14 protein-coding genes and 3 pseudogenes are annotated in these 16,025 nt (G+C 69.2%); 8 read left to right on the top strand and 9 right to left on the bottom strand.

Annotated elements, in window-relative coordinates; translation table 11 throughout:
* Together SYNGFB01_RS06915 and SYNGFB01_RS16340 are read right to left on the bottom strand one after the other, a co-directional pair.
* Positions 1 to 197 (bottom strand): annotated as a pseudogene (locus tag SYNGFB01_RS06915) (hypothetical protein); the annotation flags it as partial.
* Positions 197 to 1,276: an HAD-IA family hydrolase gene (locus tag SYNGFB01_RS16340; protein WP_369795506.1), complete on the bottom strand. Its 1,080-nt coding sequence runs from the start codon at positions 1,274 to 1,276 to the stop codon at positions 197 to 199. The gene SYNGFB01_RS16340 and the pseudogene SYNGFB01_RS06915, both read right to left, overlap by 1 nt.
* Positions 1,277 to 1,387: 111 nt before the next feature.
* Between SYNGFB01_RS16340 and recJ the strand changes: the two genes are divergently transcribed.
* The 6 genes from recJ to SYNGFB01_RS06875 all read left to right on the top strand — a co-directional run bounded on the left by recJ (position 1,388) and on the right by SYNGFB01_RS06875 (position 7,185).
* On the top strand, positions 1,388 to 3,292 hold the full coding sequence (gene recJ, locus SYNGFB01_RS06900; RefSeq protein WP_048017472.1) for a single-stranded-DNA-specific exonuclease RecJ: 1,905 nt from the start codon (positions 1,388 to 1,390) through the stop codon (positions 3,290 to 3,292).
* 3 nt (positions 3,293 to 3,295) lie between these two features.
* Positions 3,296 to 4,624, top strand: coding sequence for a chloride channel protein (locus SYNGFB01_RS06895; protein WP_048017471.1), 1,329 nt, complete (start codon positions 3,296 to 3,298; stop codon positions 4,622 to 4,624).
* Between the two features lie 327 nt (positions 4,625 to 4,951).
* A complete protein-coding gene (locus SYNGFB01_RS06890) occupies positions 4,952 to 5,329 on the top strand; it encodes a YkgJ family cysteine cluster protein (protein ID WP_048017470.1) in 378 nt (125 codons plus the stop codon).
* On the top strand, positions 5,326 to 5,682 hold the full coding sequence (locus SYNGFB01_RS06885; RefSeq protein ID WP_082325915.1) for a TMEM165/GDT1 family protein: 357 nt from the start codon (positions 5,326 to 5,328) through the stop codon (positions 5,680 to 5,682). Before SYNGFB01_RS06890 ends, SYNGFB01_RS06885 begins: the two co-directional genes overlap by 4 nt.
* Before the next feature lie 30 nt (positions 5,683 to 5,712).
* On the top strand, positions 5,713 to 6,036 hold the full coding sequence (locus tag SYNGFB01_RS06880) for a TMEM165/GDT1 family protein (protein WP_048017469.1): 324 nt from the start codon (positions 5,713 to 5,715) through the stop codon (positions 6,034 to 6,036).
* Positions 6,037 to 6,093: 57 nt separating this feature from the next.
* On the top strand, positions 6,094 to 7,185 hold the full coding sequence (locus SYNGFB01_RS06875; protein ID WP_048017468.1) for an IS630 family transposase: 1,092 nt from the start codon (positions 6,094 to 6,096) through the stop codon (positions 7,183 to 7,185).
* A gap of 166 nt (positions 7,186 to 7,351) precedes the next feature.
* Here the strand turns inward: SYNGFB01_RS06875 and SYNGFB01_RS06870 are convergent.
* The 5 genes and pseudogenes from SYNGFB01_RS06870 to SYNGFB01_RS14885 form a co-directional block, all read right to left on the bottom strand.
* Positions 7,352 to 8,487: pseudogene (locus SYNGFB01_RS06870) on the bottom strand (IS5 family transposase).
* 90 nt (positions 8,488 to 8,577) lie between these two features.
* Positions 8,578 to 8,916: a P-II family nitrogen regulator gene (locus SYNGFB01_RS06865; RefSeq protein WP_048017467.1), complete on the bottom strand. Its 339-nt coding sequence runs from the start codon at positions 8,914 to 8,916 to the stop codon at positions 8,578 to 8,580.
* A gap of 13 nt (positions 8,917 to 8,929) precedes the next feature.
* The gene (locus SYNGFB01_RS06860; protein WP_235299974.1) at positions 8,930 to 10,333 is read right to left on the bottom strand and encodes an ammonium transporter; all 1,404 of its coding nucleotides are present in this window, start codon (positions 10,331 to 10,333) and stop codon (positions 8,930 to 8,932) included.
* Between the two features lie 179 nt (positions 10,334 to 10,512).
* Positions 10,513 to 11,217 (bottom strand): TrkA family potassium uptake protein, encoded by a 705-nt coding sequence (locus tag SYNGFB01_RS06855; protein ID WP_048017466.1) that lies wholly within the window; start codon positions 11,215 to 11,217, stop codon positions 10,513 to 10,515.
* A 106-nt stretch (positions 11,218 to 11,323) separates the two neighbouring features.
* Positions 11,324 to 11,512, bottom strand: a complete 189-nt coding sequence (locus SYNGFB01_RS14885) for a hypothetical protein (RefSeq protein WP_048017465.1) — start codon at positions 11,510 to 11,512, stop codon at positions 11,324 to 11,326.
* 111 nt (positions 11,513 to 11,623) lie between these two features.
* Here SYNGFB01_RS14885 and SYNGFB01_RS06845 point away from each other — a divergent pair, with 111 nt between their 5' ends.
* A complete protein-coding gene (locus SYNGFB01_RS06845; RefSeq protein ID WP_048017464.1) occupies positions 11,624 to 12,823 on the top strand; it encodes an NAD(P)-binding protein in 1,200 nt (399 codons plus the stop codon).
* A 4-nt stretch (positions 12,824 to 12,827) separates the two neighbouring features.
* On the opposite strand, the gene SYNGFB01_RS06840 is transcribed toward SYNGFB01_RS06845, so the two are convergent.
* Together SYNGFB01_RS06840 and SYNGFB01_RS06835 are read right to left on the bottom strand one after the other, a co-directional pair.
* The gene (locus SYNGFB01_RS06840; RefSeq protein WP_048017463.1) at positions 12,828 to 13,424 is read right to left on the bottom strand and encodes a triacylglycerol lipase; all 597 of its coding nucleotides are present in this window, start codon (positions 13,422 to 13,424) and stop codon (positions 12,828 to 12,830) included.
* Positions 13,424 to 14,540: pseudogene (locus SYNGFB01_RS06835) on the bottom strand (TrkA family potassium uptake protein). Before SYNGFB01_RS06835 ends, SYNGFB01_RS06840 begins: the two are co-directional and overlap by 1 nt.
* A 177-nt stretch (positions 14,541 to 14,717) precedes the next feature.
* Here SYNGFB01_RS06835 and SYNGFB01_RS06830 point away from each other — a divergent pair.
* A complete protein-coding gene (locus SYNGFB01_RS06830) occupies positions 14,718 to 16,010 on the top strand; it encodes a ferredoxin:protochlorophyllide reductase (ATP-dependent) subunit N (RefSeq protein ID WP_369795505.1) in 1,293 nt (430 codons plus the stop codon).
* Positions 16,011 to 16,025: the final 15 nt, after the last annotated feature.

The raw sequence follows: 16,025 nt of genomic DNA, 5'->3' as shown, positions 1-16,025 counted from the left end.
CGGAAGCCCCGTTCGGCAGCCCGCCGCTCCAGCTCACGGCACAGCGTCGTCTTGCCGGCTCCCACCGGTCCGTTGAGAGCCACCACCCCGCGCTGCCCCGAGGCGGCCAGCCCTTCCAGGCTGGCCAGCAGCGGCAGCACGAAACCCTGCAGCAGCGTCGGGTCGAGCCGCGGTTCCGGAAGCGAAGGGGGAGCCATCAGGTCCCCAGCTTGAAGGCTTCGAGCACGATCGAATACACAAACCCGATGCGCAGGTTGTCGGCGATCAACCATCCCGGACCGGGATCACCCCGCAGCCAGCGGCCCCTCACCCGCACCACCAGTTCGAGCAGCACCACCAGGCTGAGCACCAGCAGCGGTCGGCCGCCGGGGAAGCGCATCAGCACGAAGCTGGTGAGATTGCCCCCCAGGTAGAAGCCGACCAGCAGGGCCAGCAACACGGCGCTGCGATACCGCCAGTTGCCGCGCAGCACGCCCAGAAGCAGCAGACCGACCTGGTCGCTGAGGCGCTTGAAGCGGGTGTGCTGCAGGGTCAGGGGATCAGAGCAGGCGTTCCAGATAGGAGAGCGTGATCCGCCCTGGCTGACAAGCCGGGCCGCGCACCACGCTGCAGCGGGGCCAAGTTCGCTGACCACGGCGCGGGCAGCGCGGAATGACTCCGGATCCTCTCGGCTGGCGTAGTGGCTGAGGCTGACCAGGCAGGGCAGACCGGCGGCGGTGGCCGCAGCCAGGCCCGCCGGGGAATCCTCCAGGCAGATCACCTGATCGGGGCGGCGGCCCAGCCGCTCCAGAGCCTGGAGATAGGCCTCGGGGTCGGGCTTCTTGCGGCGCACATCCTCACCGCAGACCCAGAAGCCGAAGGCATCGGCCAGGCCGCCCAGCAAACGGCCCATGAGGGCCTCCACGGCCGGGCGGCCGCTGGTGGTCACGATCACCTGCTCCAGCCCCGCAGCCGACGCCTCACGGATCAGGTCCGTCACACCGGGGCGCAGGCGGAGGTCTCCCGCCCCCATCAGCGCGGCGTAGTGCCGCTGCTTGGCCGCCTGCAGAGCCGTCACCCGCTCCGGGGACGGCTCGGTCCCCTCGTGCTGCTGCAAGGCTGCCCGGATGCGTTCGGCCCCGCCGCTGATGCCCAGCCAGGAGCCGTAGGCGTCGGCATCCCAGTGCAGCGGCAGACCGGCCTCGGCGAAGGCGCGGTTGAAGGCGCGGCGATGACCGTCACGCTCGGTCTCCGCCAGCGTGCCGTCCACGTCCCAGAGCAACGCGTGCAGGGCCATGGGCGCCGGTTCACTGGCACTGGAGAACGGGGCCAGTCTCCTCCCCCGGGACGCACCTGACGGGAGCCGGCAAGGCATCCACAATGGGCGCGCATCGAAACGCCACCGCCGTTGCCCGCCGATCCGCACGTGCAACGCTGGCAGCTGCCCATCCCGCTGGGCCGACTCGCCCTCGACGGCCCGCTCGAGGCCCTCAACCCCGCCGGGCTGGCGCCTCTGCCGGAACCGCTGCTGGCGGTGCTCGCCCGGCGCGGACTGCTGTCGGCCGCCGCGGTGGCCGAACTGCTGGATCCACCGGCGGTGCCGCCGCCGGCTGAGCACTTCGCCGATCTGCCCAAAGCCGTGCGGCGGCTGCAACAGGCCTGCCGCCAGGCGGAAGCGGTCACCATCTGCGGTGACTACGACGCCGACGGGATGACCAGCACCGCTCTGCTGGTGGGGGTGCTGCAGCGGCTCGGGGCCGCACCGCGGGCGGCCATCCCCAGCCGCCAGAGCGACGGCTACGGGCTCAACGTGGCGATGGTCGAGGAGCAGGCCGCAGCAGGTGTGGGGCTGCTGATCACAGTCGACAACGGGGTGAGCGCCCACGCCGCGCTGGAGCGGGCCAGGGAACTGGGGGTGGAGGTGATCCTCACGGACCACCACAGCCTTCCCCCCGAGCTGCCGCCCCATCTGGCCCTGCTGCATCCGGCCGTCACCCCCGAGCACTCCCCCTATCGGGGGCTGGCGGGTGTGGGGCTGGCCTATGTGCTGGCGGGCGCCCTCTGCGGCGCGATGCGGCGTCGCGACGAACTGGTGGTGGCCCGCGATCTGTTCTGCATCGGCACGATCGCCGACATGGCGCCCCTGCTGGGGGTCAACCGACGCTGGCTGCTGGATGGCCTGCCCCACCTTCAGAGCAGCCCCCTGCCCGGCCTGCAGGCGCTGCAGAGGCTGGCCGGCATCGATGAGCGGCCCCTGGACGCTCAGACCGTGGGCTTCCAGCTGGCGCCACGCATCAATGCCGTGGGCCGCCTCGGCGACCCCACGCTGGTGGTGGAGCTGCTCACCAGCGCCGATGGCGAGACGGCCCTGGCCCTTGCCCGGGAGTGCGAAGCGCTCAACCGCCAACGCCGCGAACTCTGCCAGGCAATCGAGGCCGAGGCCCTGGCCCTGCTGGAGGCCGACGGTGCTCACGGCAGCCCGTTCGTGCTGCTGGCCCAGAGCCACTGGCACCACGGTGTGATCGGCATCGTCGCGGCGCGGCTGATGGAACGGCTGGGTCGCCCCACCGCCCTGCTCGCCAGCGAGGGGGGTGGGCGGCTGCGGGCGTCCGTGCGGCGCCGCGCGGCTTCGCCGCTGGATCAGGCCCTGGCCGGCTGTGCCGACCTGCTGGAACGGTTCGGGGGGCATCCCGCCGCCGGTGGCTTCAGCGTGCGGGCCGAGAACCTGGCCGCGCTGCACGAGCGCCTCAACAGCCTGGCCCGGGGTTGGCTGGAGCACGAGGGGGCCGGCCAGCCCGTGGAACCGGAGGCTCTGCTCGGCTTCGAGCAGATCGACAGGGAACTGCTCCGTCAGCAGCAGCGGCTGGAGCCCTTCGGCATCGGCCACCCCCAGCCCGTCTACTGGAGCCGCCGCTGCTCCGTGCTGAGCCAGCGGCTGCTGCGGGGCGGCCATCTGCAGCTCGAGCTGGGTCAGGGGGAGCGCCGTCTCCGGGCGATCGGCTGGAACTGGCACGGCACCACCGATCTCCCCGCCGTGGTCGACGCGGCCTACCGGCTGCGTCTGGACCGCTGGCAGGGTGAGGAGAGACTGCAGCTGGAGTTGGTCGGCCTGCGGCCGGCAGGGTGTGCTGAGAGCGGCGAGGAGGTGGTGCTGCAGCGTCGCCAGCGGCTCTACTGGTGCCGGCGGGAGGGCAGCAGCGTTGTGGTTCGCAATGCCGCCGGCGAGGAGATCCGCAGCGATGGGGAGCTGAGCCATCCCTATCTGCGCTCGCTGCTCGAGGAGGCAGCCACCGCCCTCGGACTGGCGGCCTGAGCCATGAGCGGCGCAGCGGCAGGGGATCATCGCCACGCTCCGATCCGGCTGCTGCGGTTGCTGCTGCTGGGCGGGATGGTCGGGCTGGCCTGCTGGCCCCTCAATGCCATCGACCATCTGCAGGACCGGCTGCTGACCCTGCTGCCGGCCTGGACGGGCACGGGCTGGAGCCTGGCGGGACTGCTGCTGGCCGTGGCCCCGACCGCAGCGATGCCGCTGCTGCTGCTCCTGCAGTCCGGGCCCCTGCGGGAGGCCACCGGATCCGGCATCCCCCAGACGATCGAGAGCCTGGAGCATCCCGACCGGACAGCCGATCTGCTGGGCTGGAGGACCACCCTGGCCAGGCTGTTGGGTTGGATCGGGGCCAGCCTGGCGCTGATGCCGCTGGGCCGCGAAGGCCCCCTGGTGCAGCTTGGCAGCGCCGTGGCACGGGGCGTGCAGGAGCGATGGCCCCGGCTGCTGCCGCAGCTGGACAGGCGCACCCTTGTGGCGATCGGGGCGGGCGCCGGGCTCGCCGGCGGTTTCAACAGTCCCCTGATGGGCTCGGTGTTCGTGCTGGAGGAGCTAGTGGGCCGGTACCAGGCCGGCCTGCTCTGGCCCACCGCGCTGGTCTGTGCCGCGGCGGCCCTGGTCAGCAACCTGGCCGGCATGCCTCTCTACGACCTGGGAGTGCTGTCCACCACCGAACCGGAATGGCTGCAGCTGTTCTGGGGCGTGCTGATCGGGGCCGGGGCGGGCGGCCTGGGAGGACTGATGGCCTGGCTGCTGCTCAGAGCGGGTCGCATCCTGCAGCAACCGCTCCGGCGGCGCCCGCTGACCTGGGGACTCGGCCTGGGGGGCTGCCTCACGCTGATGATCCTGCTCAGCGGCGGCTGGAGCGGCGGCGACGGCGAAGCGCTGATGCGGCAGCTGCTCTCCGATGCCCCGGTCCAGCTGCCGGTGCCGTCCACCGAGGCTCAGGCCTGGTCAGGCATCCTGCGCTGGCTGCTGGTTCTGGTCTGCCGCCTGATCGGGCCGGTGCTGGCTCTTGCCGCAGAGGTTCCCGGCGGTCTGATCGACCCGGCCTTCGGCCTGGGAAGCCTGGTCGGCTATGGCCTGATGGAGCTCGGAGGGGGCAATCCCGAGCTCGGCCTGGCCCTCGGCATGGCGGGGGGTCTGGCCGGTTCCACTCAGCTGCCGCTGATGACCGTGCTGTTCGCCCTGCGAATGGTCGGTGACCAGCAGTGGCTGCTGGGCGTTCTGGTCAGTGCCGTGGTGGGCGCCACGGTGGGCCGCTGGATCCAGCCCAGGCCGATCTACAGGGCCCTGTTGGACCAACAGCAGCAGCGCTGATCCACGGGCTCAGCGACGCCGGTCGCCGCTTCAGAGAGCACCGCGGCGGTAGAAGAGGATGAAGATCACGGCCGGGCCGGCAGGGTGATCAGTGCCAGGGCGGCGAAGTTGGCGATCAGGTGGAAATCGATTCCCATGGAAGCCTGCTCCGGTGCAGAGGCGCTGTGGCGCAGGGTAGGCGGTCGGGGGNCAGGCTCCGCCAGGCGGGGCGATCCACTGTGACGGCTTGTCACNAGCAGGCCGGAGCGCCACCGGGGCCATGACGTGGCTGACCTGGCGTCTCTCGCGTGCCATGTCTGAATGGGAGCAGTGTTGTGCGCCCTACCGATGAGCCCCTCCCGCAGCGGGCCGAGCTGGCGGTGCATCGAGGGCTGCGGTGCCTGTTGCCGGCTCGATCCCGGCCAGCGACCGGAGGCCCTCGAGGCCCTGAGCCCGGAACAGCGCGAGCGCTACCTGGCCTTGGTGGGAAGCGACGGCTGGTGCATCCACTACGACAGCGGTGGCCGGCGCTGCCGCATCTACGAGGAACGCCCCGACTTCTGCCGGGTGGCCAATCTGATCAGCCTCTTCGGCAGCACGGATAGGGAGCCGGCCGACGCTGACGCCCTGGCCATCCACTGCTGCCTGCAGCATATCCGCAGCGAATATGGCGGTCGGAGCAGGGAGATGAAACGCTTCCTGCGCGCCCTTCGTCAGCAGTCATGACCAGCGACACCGACGGATCAGCCCCTGCCCAGCGGGCCGGCAGCTGGGGAGCGGCCTTCGTGGCCAGTTTCACGACCGTGTTCCTGGCCGAACTGGGCGACAAGACCCAGCTGGCCGCCCTGCTGCTCTCGGCCCAGTCAGGCCGGCCGCTGCTGGTGTTCGTGGGCGCCTCGCTGGCGCTGATCTGCTCCAGCCTCGTGGGGGTTCTGCTGGGCCGCTGGCTGGCCCGGATCATGCCCGCACGGCAACTGGAACGGCTGGCAGGCATCCTGATGGTGGGTCTGGGGCTGTGGCTGGGCCGCCAGGCCGTGCTCCAGCTGGGCACTCCGAGCCTCGATCTGCCGCTGACCTGATCCGCACCGCCAGCCAGGAGCTCAGTGACCATGGATCTCTCGCTGCTCGCCTCCACCTTCGCCACCGTGTTTCTGGCGGAGCTGGGTGACAAGACCCAGCTGGCGATCGTCACGATCAGCGGTACCTCCACCCGACCTGGAGCGGTGTTCGCGGGGAGTTCGGCGGCCCTGGTGCTGGCCAGCCTGCTGGGAGCCGGGGCCGGCGGTTCCCTCTCGGCCGTGATCCCCACCAACCTGCTGCAGCTGGCGGCGGCGGTGGGGTTCCTGCTACTGGGCATCTGGTTGATCCTGCGGGCAGGCGAGGAGGAGAGCCCTGCTCCCGATACCCCATCGGGCGATCCCGGCGATCGCTAGTGTGCCGTCCCGCAAATAGCCGGTAGAATATGAAGTGTCTCCTCGGGGAGTCGTTTCATGCCGACTGGTCGCCCCATGGCTCCCCTGGAGCTGTCGGCTGATGAGACCAGCCAGCTCCAGAGCCTGGCTGGATCAAGGACCTTGCCGCATTCGATCGTTCAGCGGGCGCAGATCGTGCTGGCCTGCGCTGCTGGTGACACCAACACCGCTGTCGCCAAGCAATTTGGAGTCCGCGGCTCAACGGTGGGCAAATGGCGGCAGCGCTACCTCGATCTGGGCATCGAGGGCCTTCATGACGAACTGCGTCCTGGCCGGCCCCGCACCTACGAGGACGACAAGGTGGCAGAGGTCATCAACCGGGCCCTGCAGACCAAGCCAACCGATGGCAGCACCCAGTGGAGCGCTCGGACTTTGGCTGCAGCGACTGGGATCTCCAAGACCACGGTCCACCGCTGGCTGCAGACCTTCTCGGTGCAGCCCCACCGCCAGAAGCATTTCAAGCTTTCGACCGACCCCTTCTTTGTTGAGAAGGTCCGGGACATCGTTGGCTTGTACCTGAACCCGCCGGACAAGGCGATGGTGCTCTGCGTCGACGAGAAGACGCAGATCCAGGCCCTGGACCGCACCCAGCCGCTCCTGCCCATGGGTCTGGGCTACGTGGAAGGCGTCACTCACGACTACATCCGCCACGGCACCACCACCCTGTTCGCCGCCCTGGACGTCGCCACCGGCGAGGTGATCACCCAATGCAAGCCCCGCCACCGGCACCAGGAGTTCCTGGGCTTCCTGCGCCAGATCGAGACGTCAGTGCCAGAGCACTTGGACGTACATCTAATCGTGGACAACTACTGCACCCACAAGCACGCCAAGGTCAGGGCGTGGCTGGCGCAGAGGCCCCGCTTCCACGTGCACTACACGCCCACATACGCCTCCTGGCTGAACCAGGTGGAGCGCTGGTTCGGGATCATCACCCAGCGGGCGATCCGGCGCGGCAGCTTCTCCAGCGTCAAGGAGCTGATCGCCAAGATCGAGCAGTTCGTGGCCGCCTACAACAAGACCAAAGCGCCGTTCAACTGGACCGCAACCGCGGATTCAATCCTGGAGAAGCTCCAGCGACTTTGTTCGCAAATCTCCGGGACGGGACACTAGGAGGCTGCTGAAATACCCGCCAATCCGAGTCTCGCCACTCCGACTTGTTCTGACCGGCCCGTCGCTGCGCCAATCGGCAGCGTTGTCCTGCAAAGCGGGCGGGGTCTCCGGACCTCTGCACGGGGGTCCGGGCGCTGATCTGCCTTCTCGCCTTGCTTTGCCCGTTTCATGCCAGCGCCCCCCTCGGGCTGAGCAGGTTGGCCAGACGGATCAGGTTGTAGGCCACCACATGCAACCGGAACACCGCTCCGACCCGGGATCGACCTCGGGCCTTGAGCTGCCGCAGCCCCGCGGCCTGTTTGATCCAGCCAAACACCTGCTCGATCCGCTTCCTTGCGTTGATCGACTTGCCGTAGCCCTGATGCCGAACGGTTCGCCCGTCGATGGCGGAGCGGCGACGCGCCTGAATGTTCTGCGCCACATGCGGCGTGATGCCGGCAAAGCGGACGTCGGCGACAAAATCCCTGGTGTCGTAGCCCTTGTCGGCTCCCAGTGTCTTTTGGTGAGCGCCGGGGAGCGAACTCGCCATCCGCACCGCTGCCGAACGCTCGCCGTAGCCATCGGCTGGGTCACCTCGCTGGCCACCACCAGGCCATGGCGGTTCTCCATGAGGCAATGGCCCAGGTAGCTGAGGAACGCCCCAGTGCCATTGGACTTGCGGAACAGCCGGGCTTCGCCGTCACTGCGGGAGCGGTGGGTCTGGTTGGAGAGCAGCAGACCGCGGAAATCTCCTTTGGCCCGCTTCTTCCCCTTGGCGGAGCCTGAGCCAAAACCCATTGCCGCCACTGGGCGGTGGCGGATCGTCATCGCCTCCGTCGATCCGCTCCAGCGAGCTGTGCGAGGCCCAGGCCCGCAGCAGGGTGCCATCCACCGAGAAGTGCTCGGAGCTCAGCAGCGGCTTGACCTCCGGCGAGGCCAGCAGCAGCTCCAGGAACATCGCCATCAGCTCCTCGTTGAGCAGCCGGTCGCGGTTCTTGGTGAATGTGGTGGGATGCCAGACGGGATCGTCCGGGTTGAGGCCGACAACCAGCGAAACAGCAGGTTGTAGTCCAGTTGCTCGATCAGCATCCGCTCCGAGCGGATGCCGTAGATCGCCTGCAGCAACAGGGCCAGCAGCAGCTGCTCCGGCGGGATCGAGGGGCGCCCACCCTCGGGGTAGAGCCTGCAGAAGGTGGGGTTGAGGCGATCCAGGGCTTGATCGGCCAGCCGCCGCACCTGCCGCAGGGGATGGGCCTTGGGGATCCGCTCTTCTGTGGAGACGTAGGAGAACAGAGGACCGGTGCGTTCCTGCTGGCCGCGCATCCGCTCAGTGCCGTTGGGCCATTCTCCCGCGGCTGGACCAGTTTTCAGCAGCCTCCTAGGGCGGTGCCATCCGAGCCCCGCTGAGGAGGCTCAGAGGGCCGCGCCGCCGCGCTCCCCGGTACGGATGCGCACGGCGTCCTCCACGGGGGTGATGAAGATCTTGCCGTCGCCGATCTCGCCCGTGCGAGCCGCTTCGGTGATGGCGGTGATCGCCGCCTCCACCTTGTCGTCGGGCACCACGGTGGTGACCCGAATCTTGGCGAGGAACTCCACGGTGAACGCGTTGCCGCGGTACCGCTCCACCTGACCTTTCTGGCGGCCGAAGCCGCGGACGTCGTTGACGGTCATGCCGACCACGTCGATGGCGACAAGGGCATTCTTGACCGCGTCCACCTTGGAGGGACGCACCATGGCAGTGATCTGTTTCATGTCGGGGTGCTCCTCAGTTGGTCATTGGGTCGTAGGCCTCTTCGCCATGGGCGACGAAGTCGATCCCTCGCTCTTCATCCTCAGGCGTGACACGCAGCGGCATGAAGGCGCCAAGGCACTTCAGAATGATGACCGTTCCGAGGCCCACAAAGCCATAGGTGATCACGACGGCCTTGAGCTGGACAAGGAACAGGGCGAAGTTGCCCCCGTTTGCCAGTAGCTCTGCGGAAACTGGGAAGTAATCGGCGGGCACAAGCTCCTTGGCAGCCAGGATTCCTGTGAGCAGAGCTCCCACTGTGCCGCCAACCCCGTGCACGGAGAAGGCATCGAGGGATTCATCCAGCTTCTGTTTTCTGGTGCCGCCGTAGCCGCCGAAGCCGGATAACTGAACGGCAATGAAGCAGGCCGTTGCCGTGACAGCTCCAATCAGAAGCGATTGGGGAATGTAGACGAAACCGGCGGCAGGGGTGATGCCCACAAGACCAGCCACGGCTCCACTGGCGGCGCCCACGGCACTGGGTTTGCCGGCCCTGAACCACTCGATCAGGCACCAGGTGAGCATGCCGGCCGAGGCGCTCGTTGTGGTGGTCAGGAAGGAGAATCCCGCTCCCTTGGCGGCAAAGTAGCTGGCACCGTTGAAACCGAACCAGCCGAACCACAGCAGCCCGGCCCCCAGCAGGATGTGGGTCACGTTGTGGGGTGGACGGATGCTGTCTGGATAGCCGGTGCGGGGGCCGACGACGACAGCTGCCACCAGAGCGGCCACACCTGAGGCGATGTGAACGACCGTGCCCCCGGCAAAATCGATCGCGCCGATTCCGAAGCTTCCGAGATAGCCACCACCCCACACCATTTTGGCCATGGGGCTATAGACCAACAGGCTCCAGAGCAGGCAGAACCAGAACCAGGCCTTGAAGTTGATGCGTTCAACCACGGCACCCGAAATCAGGGCCGGAGTGATGATCGCGAACATGCCCTGGAAGAGGGCAAAGGACGTGCCGCTGATGGCGAAACCATCCGCCAATGGGGCGTCACCCAGGGGCCCGCCCACACCGTTCATCCACATGTACTCGAGGCCGCCGATGAAGGGGTTCTCGAAGCCGGTGCCGAAAGCGAGGCTGTAGCCCACCACCACCCAGAGCACGCCGATGAGCCCCATCAGGAAGAAGCTCATCATCATCGTGTTGAGCACGTTCTTGGCGCGGGTGAAGCCGCCATAGAAGAACGCCAGGCCGGGGGTCATCAGCAGCACCAGAGCCGAGCCCATCAGCATCAGCAGAGTGTCGGCGCCATCCGTGGGCACCTTCGTGAGGGCGGCCTTGGCCGAGCCGGCCATCAGGGGGAGCAGGCCGGCACCGACGGCCAGCAGCAGCATGGCTGAGCGCTTCAGTTCAGGCTCCTGAACCTTCGCCAGCACCCTGCGTCGAAAGCGATCAAAGACCGACAGCGGTGTTGAACCTCTGCCGGCTGTTTGGGCAATGAGCCACACAGTCAATACCTCTCATGAGGGACATCCGCCACCATCGACAGAGGTGCAGCCCCCGGCTTGTAGTCATGGCGACATCTCGGCGTTTGTAACGTTTAATTCTTTACGATCTAGGCGCCGGGCAGGCTGGCCAGGTGTTCGCTGCTTCCCATCACCACCAGCAGCTCGCCGGCTTCGAGCACGTGGGAAGCGGGGGGATTGACGGTAAGGTCGTTGTCGGGGCCGGCGGCCAGCACGCTCACGTTGTAGTTCTTGCGCAGGTTGAGATCGCGCAGGGAATGGCCCACGAAGGAGCCNGGCACGCGGATTNCCTCGATGCTGTTGCGGTCGTCGAGGCGCAGGCGCTCGAGCAGGTTGGGGCGCACCAGTTCCATGCCGAGGCGCTGGCCCTGCATCTTGGAGGGGAAGATCACCCGGTCGGCGCNGACCCGCTGCAGCATCTTCATGTGCAGGTCGCTGGTGGCGCGGGCGATCACCTGCTTCACGCGGGTGCCGTCGCTGTCCTTGGCGATCAGGGTGGCGGTGACGCTGGCCTCGATCGGTTCGCTCATCGCCACCACCACGGTGCTCACGTCGAGAACGCCCGCGGCACGGAGGGCCTCCTCATCGGTGCAGTCGACCACGCGGGCCTCGATGGCGGGATCGATCTGGCGCAGGGCATCGATCGCCCGCTGGCTGGAATCGATCGCCAGCACGTCGGCGCCGGCCTTGCAGAGTTCGCTGCACACGGCGGCCCCGAAGCGGCCCACGCCGATCACCGCGAAGCNTCCGTGGATCGAGGTCTCGGAGGCGCTCCAGTGCCACCAGTTGGTCAAGGTGTGATGCTGCCGCTGACCCTGAAGTCTGAAGGAGCTTCAGACCATCGGGCTGCCGAGGTGCTCGGAGGCGGATGCTCTGTGATGCAGGGCCGCGACAGGCGATTCAGTTGAACGCCGCGACCTGGCCGGGCGCCCATTGCTGAATCAGGCTCTCCAGGCGAACCAGGTGATAGCGGTTGTGCTCGCTGGGATCGCGCGAGTAGGCCTCGCGCAGGGCCTGCAGCTGGGCGCCGAGCGCAAAGAGCACCGGGTGGTTCTCGTTCACAGCACTGCCATGCACGTTCTGGAACAACCTTAAGACATTCTGAAGTGGCTGTTCAAGGCCCTTGAGGAGCCGGCCGGCAGGCTTGCCATCCTGAGGACCTTGCCATCCTGAGGATGGTCTCTGCGCTGCGCCCTGCGGATGCGTTCCCGCCCACCCCGATCGATCGCCGTGATCGGCGCCGGGGTGGCGGGTTGCGGCTTTGTGGCGGCCCTGCGTCAGCTCGGCTGCGAGGCCAGCCTGAGCCTCTGGGAGATCGGTCGCGGCCCGGGAGGGCGCTCCGGCAGCCGGCGATCGCGGGGCGATGCGGCTCTGGTGATCGACCATGGCGCTCCGCTGCTCAATCTCACGGCCGAGCCGCCGCCGCAGCTGCTCGAACCGCTGCTCGCCGGCGGCTGGATCGAGCCCTGCGAGCTCCGGGTGGCCACCCTTCAGGGAGAGGCGCATCTCAGCCAGGGCAGCGCCGATGGCCTGCTCGCCGGTCGGCTTTACCGCGGTCGCGGAGGCATGGAGCAGCTCTGTCGTGGGCTGCTCGATCTGGCGGGGCCCGCAGTGGAATCCCACTTCAACAGCCTGGTGCGGGATCTCAGCGTGGATGGCGCCGGCCGCTGGCAGCTGTGCGATGCCGAGGGCGGTGTGCTGCAGGAGGCCGACTGGCTGGTGCTGAGCAGCACCCTGCTGGCCCATCCCCGCAGCCAGGCGCTGCTGGGCTGGTCGGCGGTGCCGCTGCGGCGGGTCGCCGCCGAACTGGGCGACCTCCAGCTCGATCACGTGCTGGCCACGATCGCCGGCATCCGCTTCGAGGCCCGCAGCAACCTGCTGCTGGTGCTGCCGGCGGCGGCTGCCGCCGCCTGGCGGGCCCTGCCCTTCGATCTGCTCCAGTTCGACCCGGCGGCGCAGCAGCGCTGGGGCCTGCAGCGGGTGCTGATCCAGCCCCTCAGCGATGGCCGCTGCGCCGTGGTGGCCCACTCCAGCCGCACCTTCGCGGCCGACCATCTCAGCCTCTATGGCGAGCACTCGGCGGTGGCGCGTCTGCTGGGTCTGCCCCCCGACCGGGAGCGTCTGGCCACCGCCATGGCCGCCCTCGAACAGCAGCTGCTGCAGGCACTGCAGCCGTGGCTCGGTTCCCCCTCCCTGGAGGGGGCCGACCGCCAGCTGATGCGCTGGGGGGCGGCCTTCCCGGTGGCTCCCGGTCTGCCCAGCGAGCTGTGCGTCTGCGCCGCCAGCGGGGTGGGATTCTGTGGCGACTACGTGGCCGGGCCCGGCTTCGGCCGGATCGAAGGGGCGCTGCGCAGCGCCGAGCGACTCGCCAGTGCCCTGGCCGCCGCGCCAGCCGCCTGAGCGCTCAGGGCTTCAGCAGGTCGGCGACCAGGAGCTCGAGGGCCATGGGGTGCCTGATCAGCTGCCGGTGGGTGAGCACCGGCAGCAGGATCCGCCGGCCGCGCGGCAGCACGGCCCGCCAGCCCGGCACCACCATCAGATCGGCGGCGCAGTAGTAGCTGCTGCACTCGATCGTTTCGAGCGCGTGCAGATCGCCGTTGAGACGCTGCAGCAGGGGGCTGCCGGGTTTCATGTCGGCGATGCCGGCCAGCAGGCGCCTCGGCCAGGGCAGGGCTGTGAGGCTGCCCTGCTGGGGGCTGCCCACGCTGAGGAAGCGGCGGGTGCGGCGATGGCCTCCCAGCAGCTGGATCCAGGTGCGGGCGATCACGCCCCCCATCGAGAAGCCCAGCAGGTCGATCGGGGCATCGGGCCCGAAGGCCGCCTCGATGCGGCTGCCGAGTCGATCGGCCAGGGCCTCGATCGGGCTGCCGCCCAGCCCATGGGGCAGATCGGGCACCAGCAGCGGTTGGCGGCGGCCGTCGAGCGTCCGCTCGAGATGGCGAAACTGACGCGGCGAATCCCACAGCCCGTGCACCAGCACCAGCGGCGGACCCGGGAGCATCAGCCGGCCATCTGATCCACGCTCTGCAGGGCCGGGCCGAGCAGCTCCACCACCTGCTCGAGCTGCTGCTTGCTGCCGAGCACCACCAGCATCTGGCCCGGGGCCAACCGCACCTCCGGCCGGGATTGGCGATCAGTCGCTCGGGCTCGGGCCCGTAGCTGGCGCCGCGGTACTGGGTGGCCGTCCGCCGCGCCGTCTCCGGCGGCCGGATCGCCAGCACCAGGCGCCGGTGCGGCGGCCCAGCTGCAGCTCGCCGAGGCTGGCGCCGTTGAGCTCGCCGAGGGCCTGCGGATCGTCGCTGAGCTGGAACTCCTCCACCTCGCAGTCGCTGCCGGCGAGCAGATCCATGAAGGTCACGGCCAGGGGGCGCAGGGCCGTGGCGGCCCATCATGCGGCCGCCGCTCACATAGGGGCTCACCACCTCGTCGGCGCCGGCCAGCCGCAGCTTGCGGGTCGCCTCGTCGCCGTCGGCCCGGGCGATCAGCCGGCAGCGGGGTGACAGGCCCCGGGCGCTGAGCACCACATAGAGGTTGGCGGCATTGCTGGGCAGGGCTGCCACCAGGGAGCGACAGCGGTGCACGCCCGCCTCCACGAGGGTCTCATCGAGGGTGGCGTCGGCCATCAGCACCGCCAGCCCGTCCTCCTCGGCGGCTTCGCGGCGACCGGGGTCGGTGTCGACCACCAGCAGCTCGACCCCCTCGCGGGTGACCTGGGCGGCGATTTCGCGGCCGATGCGGCCGTAGCCGCAGAGAATCACATGGTTCTGCATGGTGTTCAGCCAGCGACGGAAGCGGCGTTCGCGCAGCCTCCGGAAGTATCCGGATTCGGAGAGGCCCAGCACCCCCTGGATGCTGATCTGCACCACCACCAGGCCGCCGAGCAGCAGCAGGGTGGTCACCAGCCGGCCCGGCCCGCTGAGCACCTTGGTGCTGGCGTCGCTGAAGCCGAGCGTGCTGAGGGTGATCAGCACCATCCAGTAGCAGTCACCCCAGTCCCAGCCCTCGGTGAGGTGGTAGCCCGCAGCCCCCAGATTCACCAGCACGGCCAGGGCGGCGGCGCCCGCCAGGGCCGGCGGATGCGGGTGGAGGGAGGACGCCGCCGGCGCTGCACTGCCATGGAATCCGGACCCGGTCATCCGGATCAGTGGCGCCCAGGTTATGGCTGCCGCCGCCGCAGCGCCCTGGAACTGTGGCTGGTTCCGCACAGCTTGTTCAAACATTTGTAGGTGCAATCCACTGGCGCGGCGGCGGCGCAGGTAGCCCTGATGGGTTGTCGGCATTGAGGAGCCGTTCCATGACGGTTGCACCTTCCCTGACGGTCGCACCGGCGGTCCCGGCCGATTCGCCCCTGCCCGGCGAGGTGCTGCGCGAGAGCGGCCAGCGCGAGGTGTTCTGCGGCCTCACCTCGATCGTGTGGCTGCACCGGCGCATGCCCGACGCCTTCTTCCTGGTGGTGGGCTCGCGCACCTGCGCCCACCTGATCCAGAGCGCCGCCGGTGTGATGATCTTCGCCGAGCCCCGTTTCGGCACGGCGCTCCTGGGGGAGCGCGACCTGGCCGGCCTGGCCGACGCCAACGAGGAACTCGACCGGCTGGTGGCCCAGCTGCTGGAGCGCCGCCCCGAGATCCGCACCCTCTTCCTGGTGGGCAGCTGCCCCAGCGAGGTGATCAAGCTGGATCTGGCCAAGGCGGCCGAACGGCTCAACCGCCAGCACGCCGGCCGCGTGACGGTGCTCAACTACAGCGGCAGCGGCATCGAGACCACCTTCACCCAGGGTGAGGACGGCGCCCTGCAGGCCCTGATCCCGCTGATGCCCCGCGGCGAGGAGAGCCAGCTGCTGATCGTGGGCACCCTGGCCGATGCGGTGGAAGACCGCCTGATCGGCCTGTTCCGCAGGATGGGCATCGAGCGGGTGGTGAGCCTGCCGCCGCGGCGCTCCAGCGAGCTGCCGGCCGTGGGGCCCGGCACCAGGCTGCTGCTCGCCCAGCCCTTCCTCTCCGGCACGGCGCGGGCCCTGGTGGATCGCGGCGCCGAGCTGATCCGCGCCCCCTACCCCTTCGGCGTGGAGGGCAGCCGCGCCTGGATGGCGGCGGCGGCCGCCGCCTTCGGCGTGGCGCCGGCCCGCGTGGCCGAGGTGCTCGATCCGCTGCTGGAGCGGGGCCAGCGCGCCTTGGCTCCCCACCGGGAGACATTGGCGGGCAAACGTCTCTTCCTGCTGCCCGATTCCCAGCTGGAGATCCCCCTGGCCAGGTTTCTGAGCCGCGAATGCGGCATGGAGCTGGTGGAGGTGGGCACCCCCTATCTGGATCGGCAGCTGATGGCCGAGGAGCTGGCCCTGCTGCCGGCCGGCACCCGGCTGAGCGAGGGACAGCACGTGGAGAACCAGCTGCAGCGGGTGCGCGCCGCCCATCCCGATCTGGTGGTCTGCGGGCTCGGTCTGGCCAATCCGCTCGAGGCCGAGGGCATCGCCACCAAGTGGTCGATCGAGCTGGTGTTCAGCCCGATCCACGGCATCGACCAGGCGGCCGATCTTGCCGAGCTGTTCGCCCGGCCCCTGCGCCGCCGCGCCGCCCTGGCGTTCCGCTGACCCGCCGCTCCGCCC

The sequence above is a fragment of the Synechococcus sp. GFB01 genome (assembly GCF_001039265.1).
In the GTDB taxonomy this organism is placed as follows: domain Bacteria; phylum Cyanobacteriota; class Cyanobacteriia; order PCC-6307; family Cyanobiaceae; genus NIES-981.
This window is presented reverse-complemented; position numbering and strand designations above follow the sequence as displayed.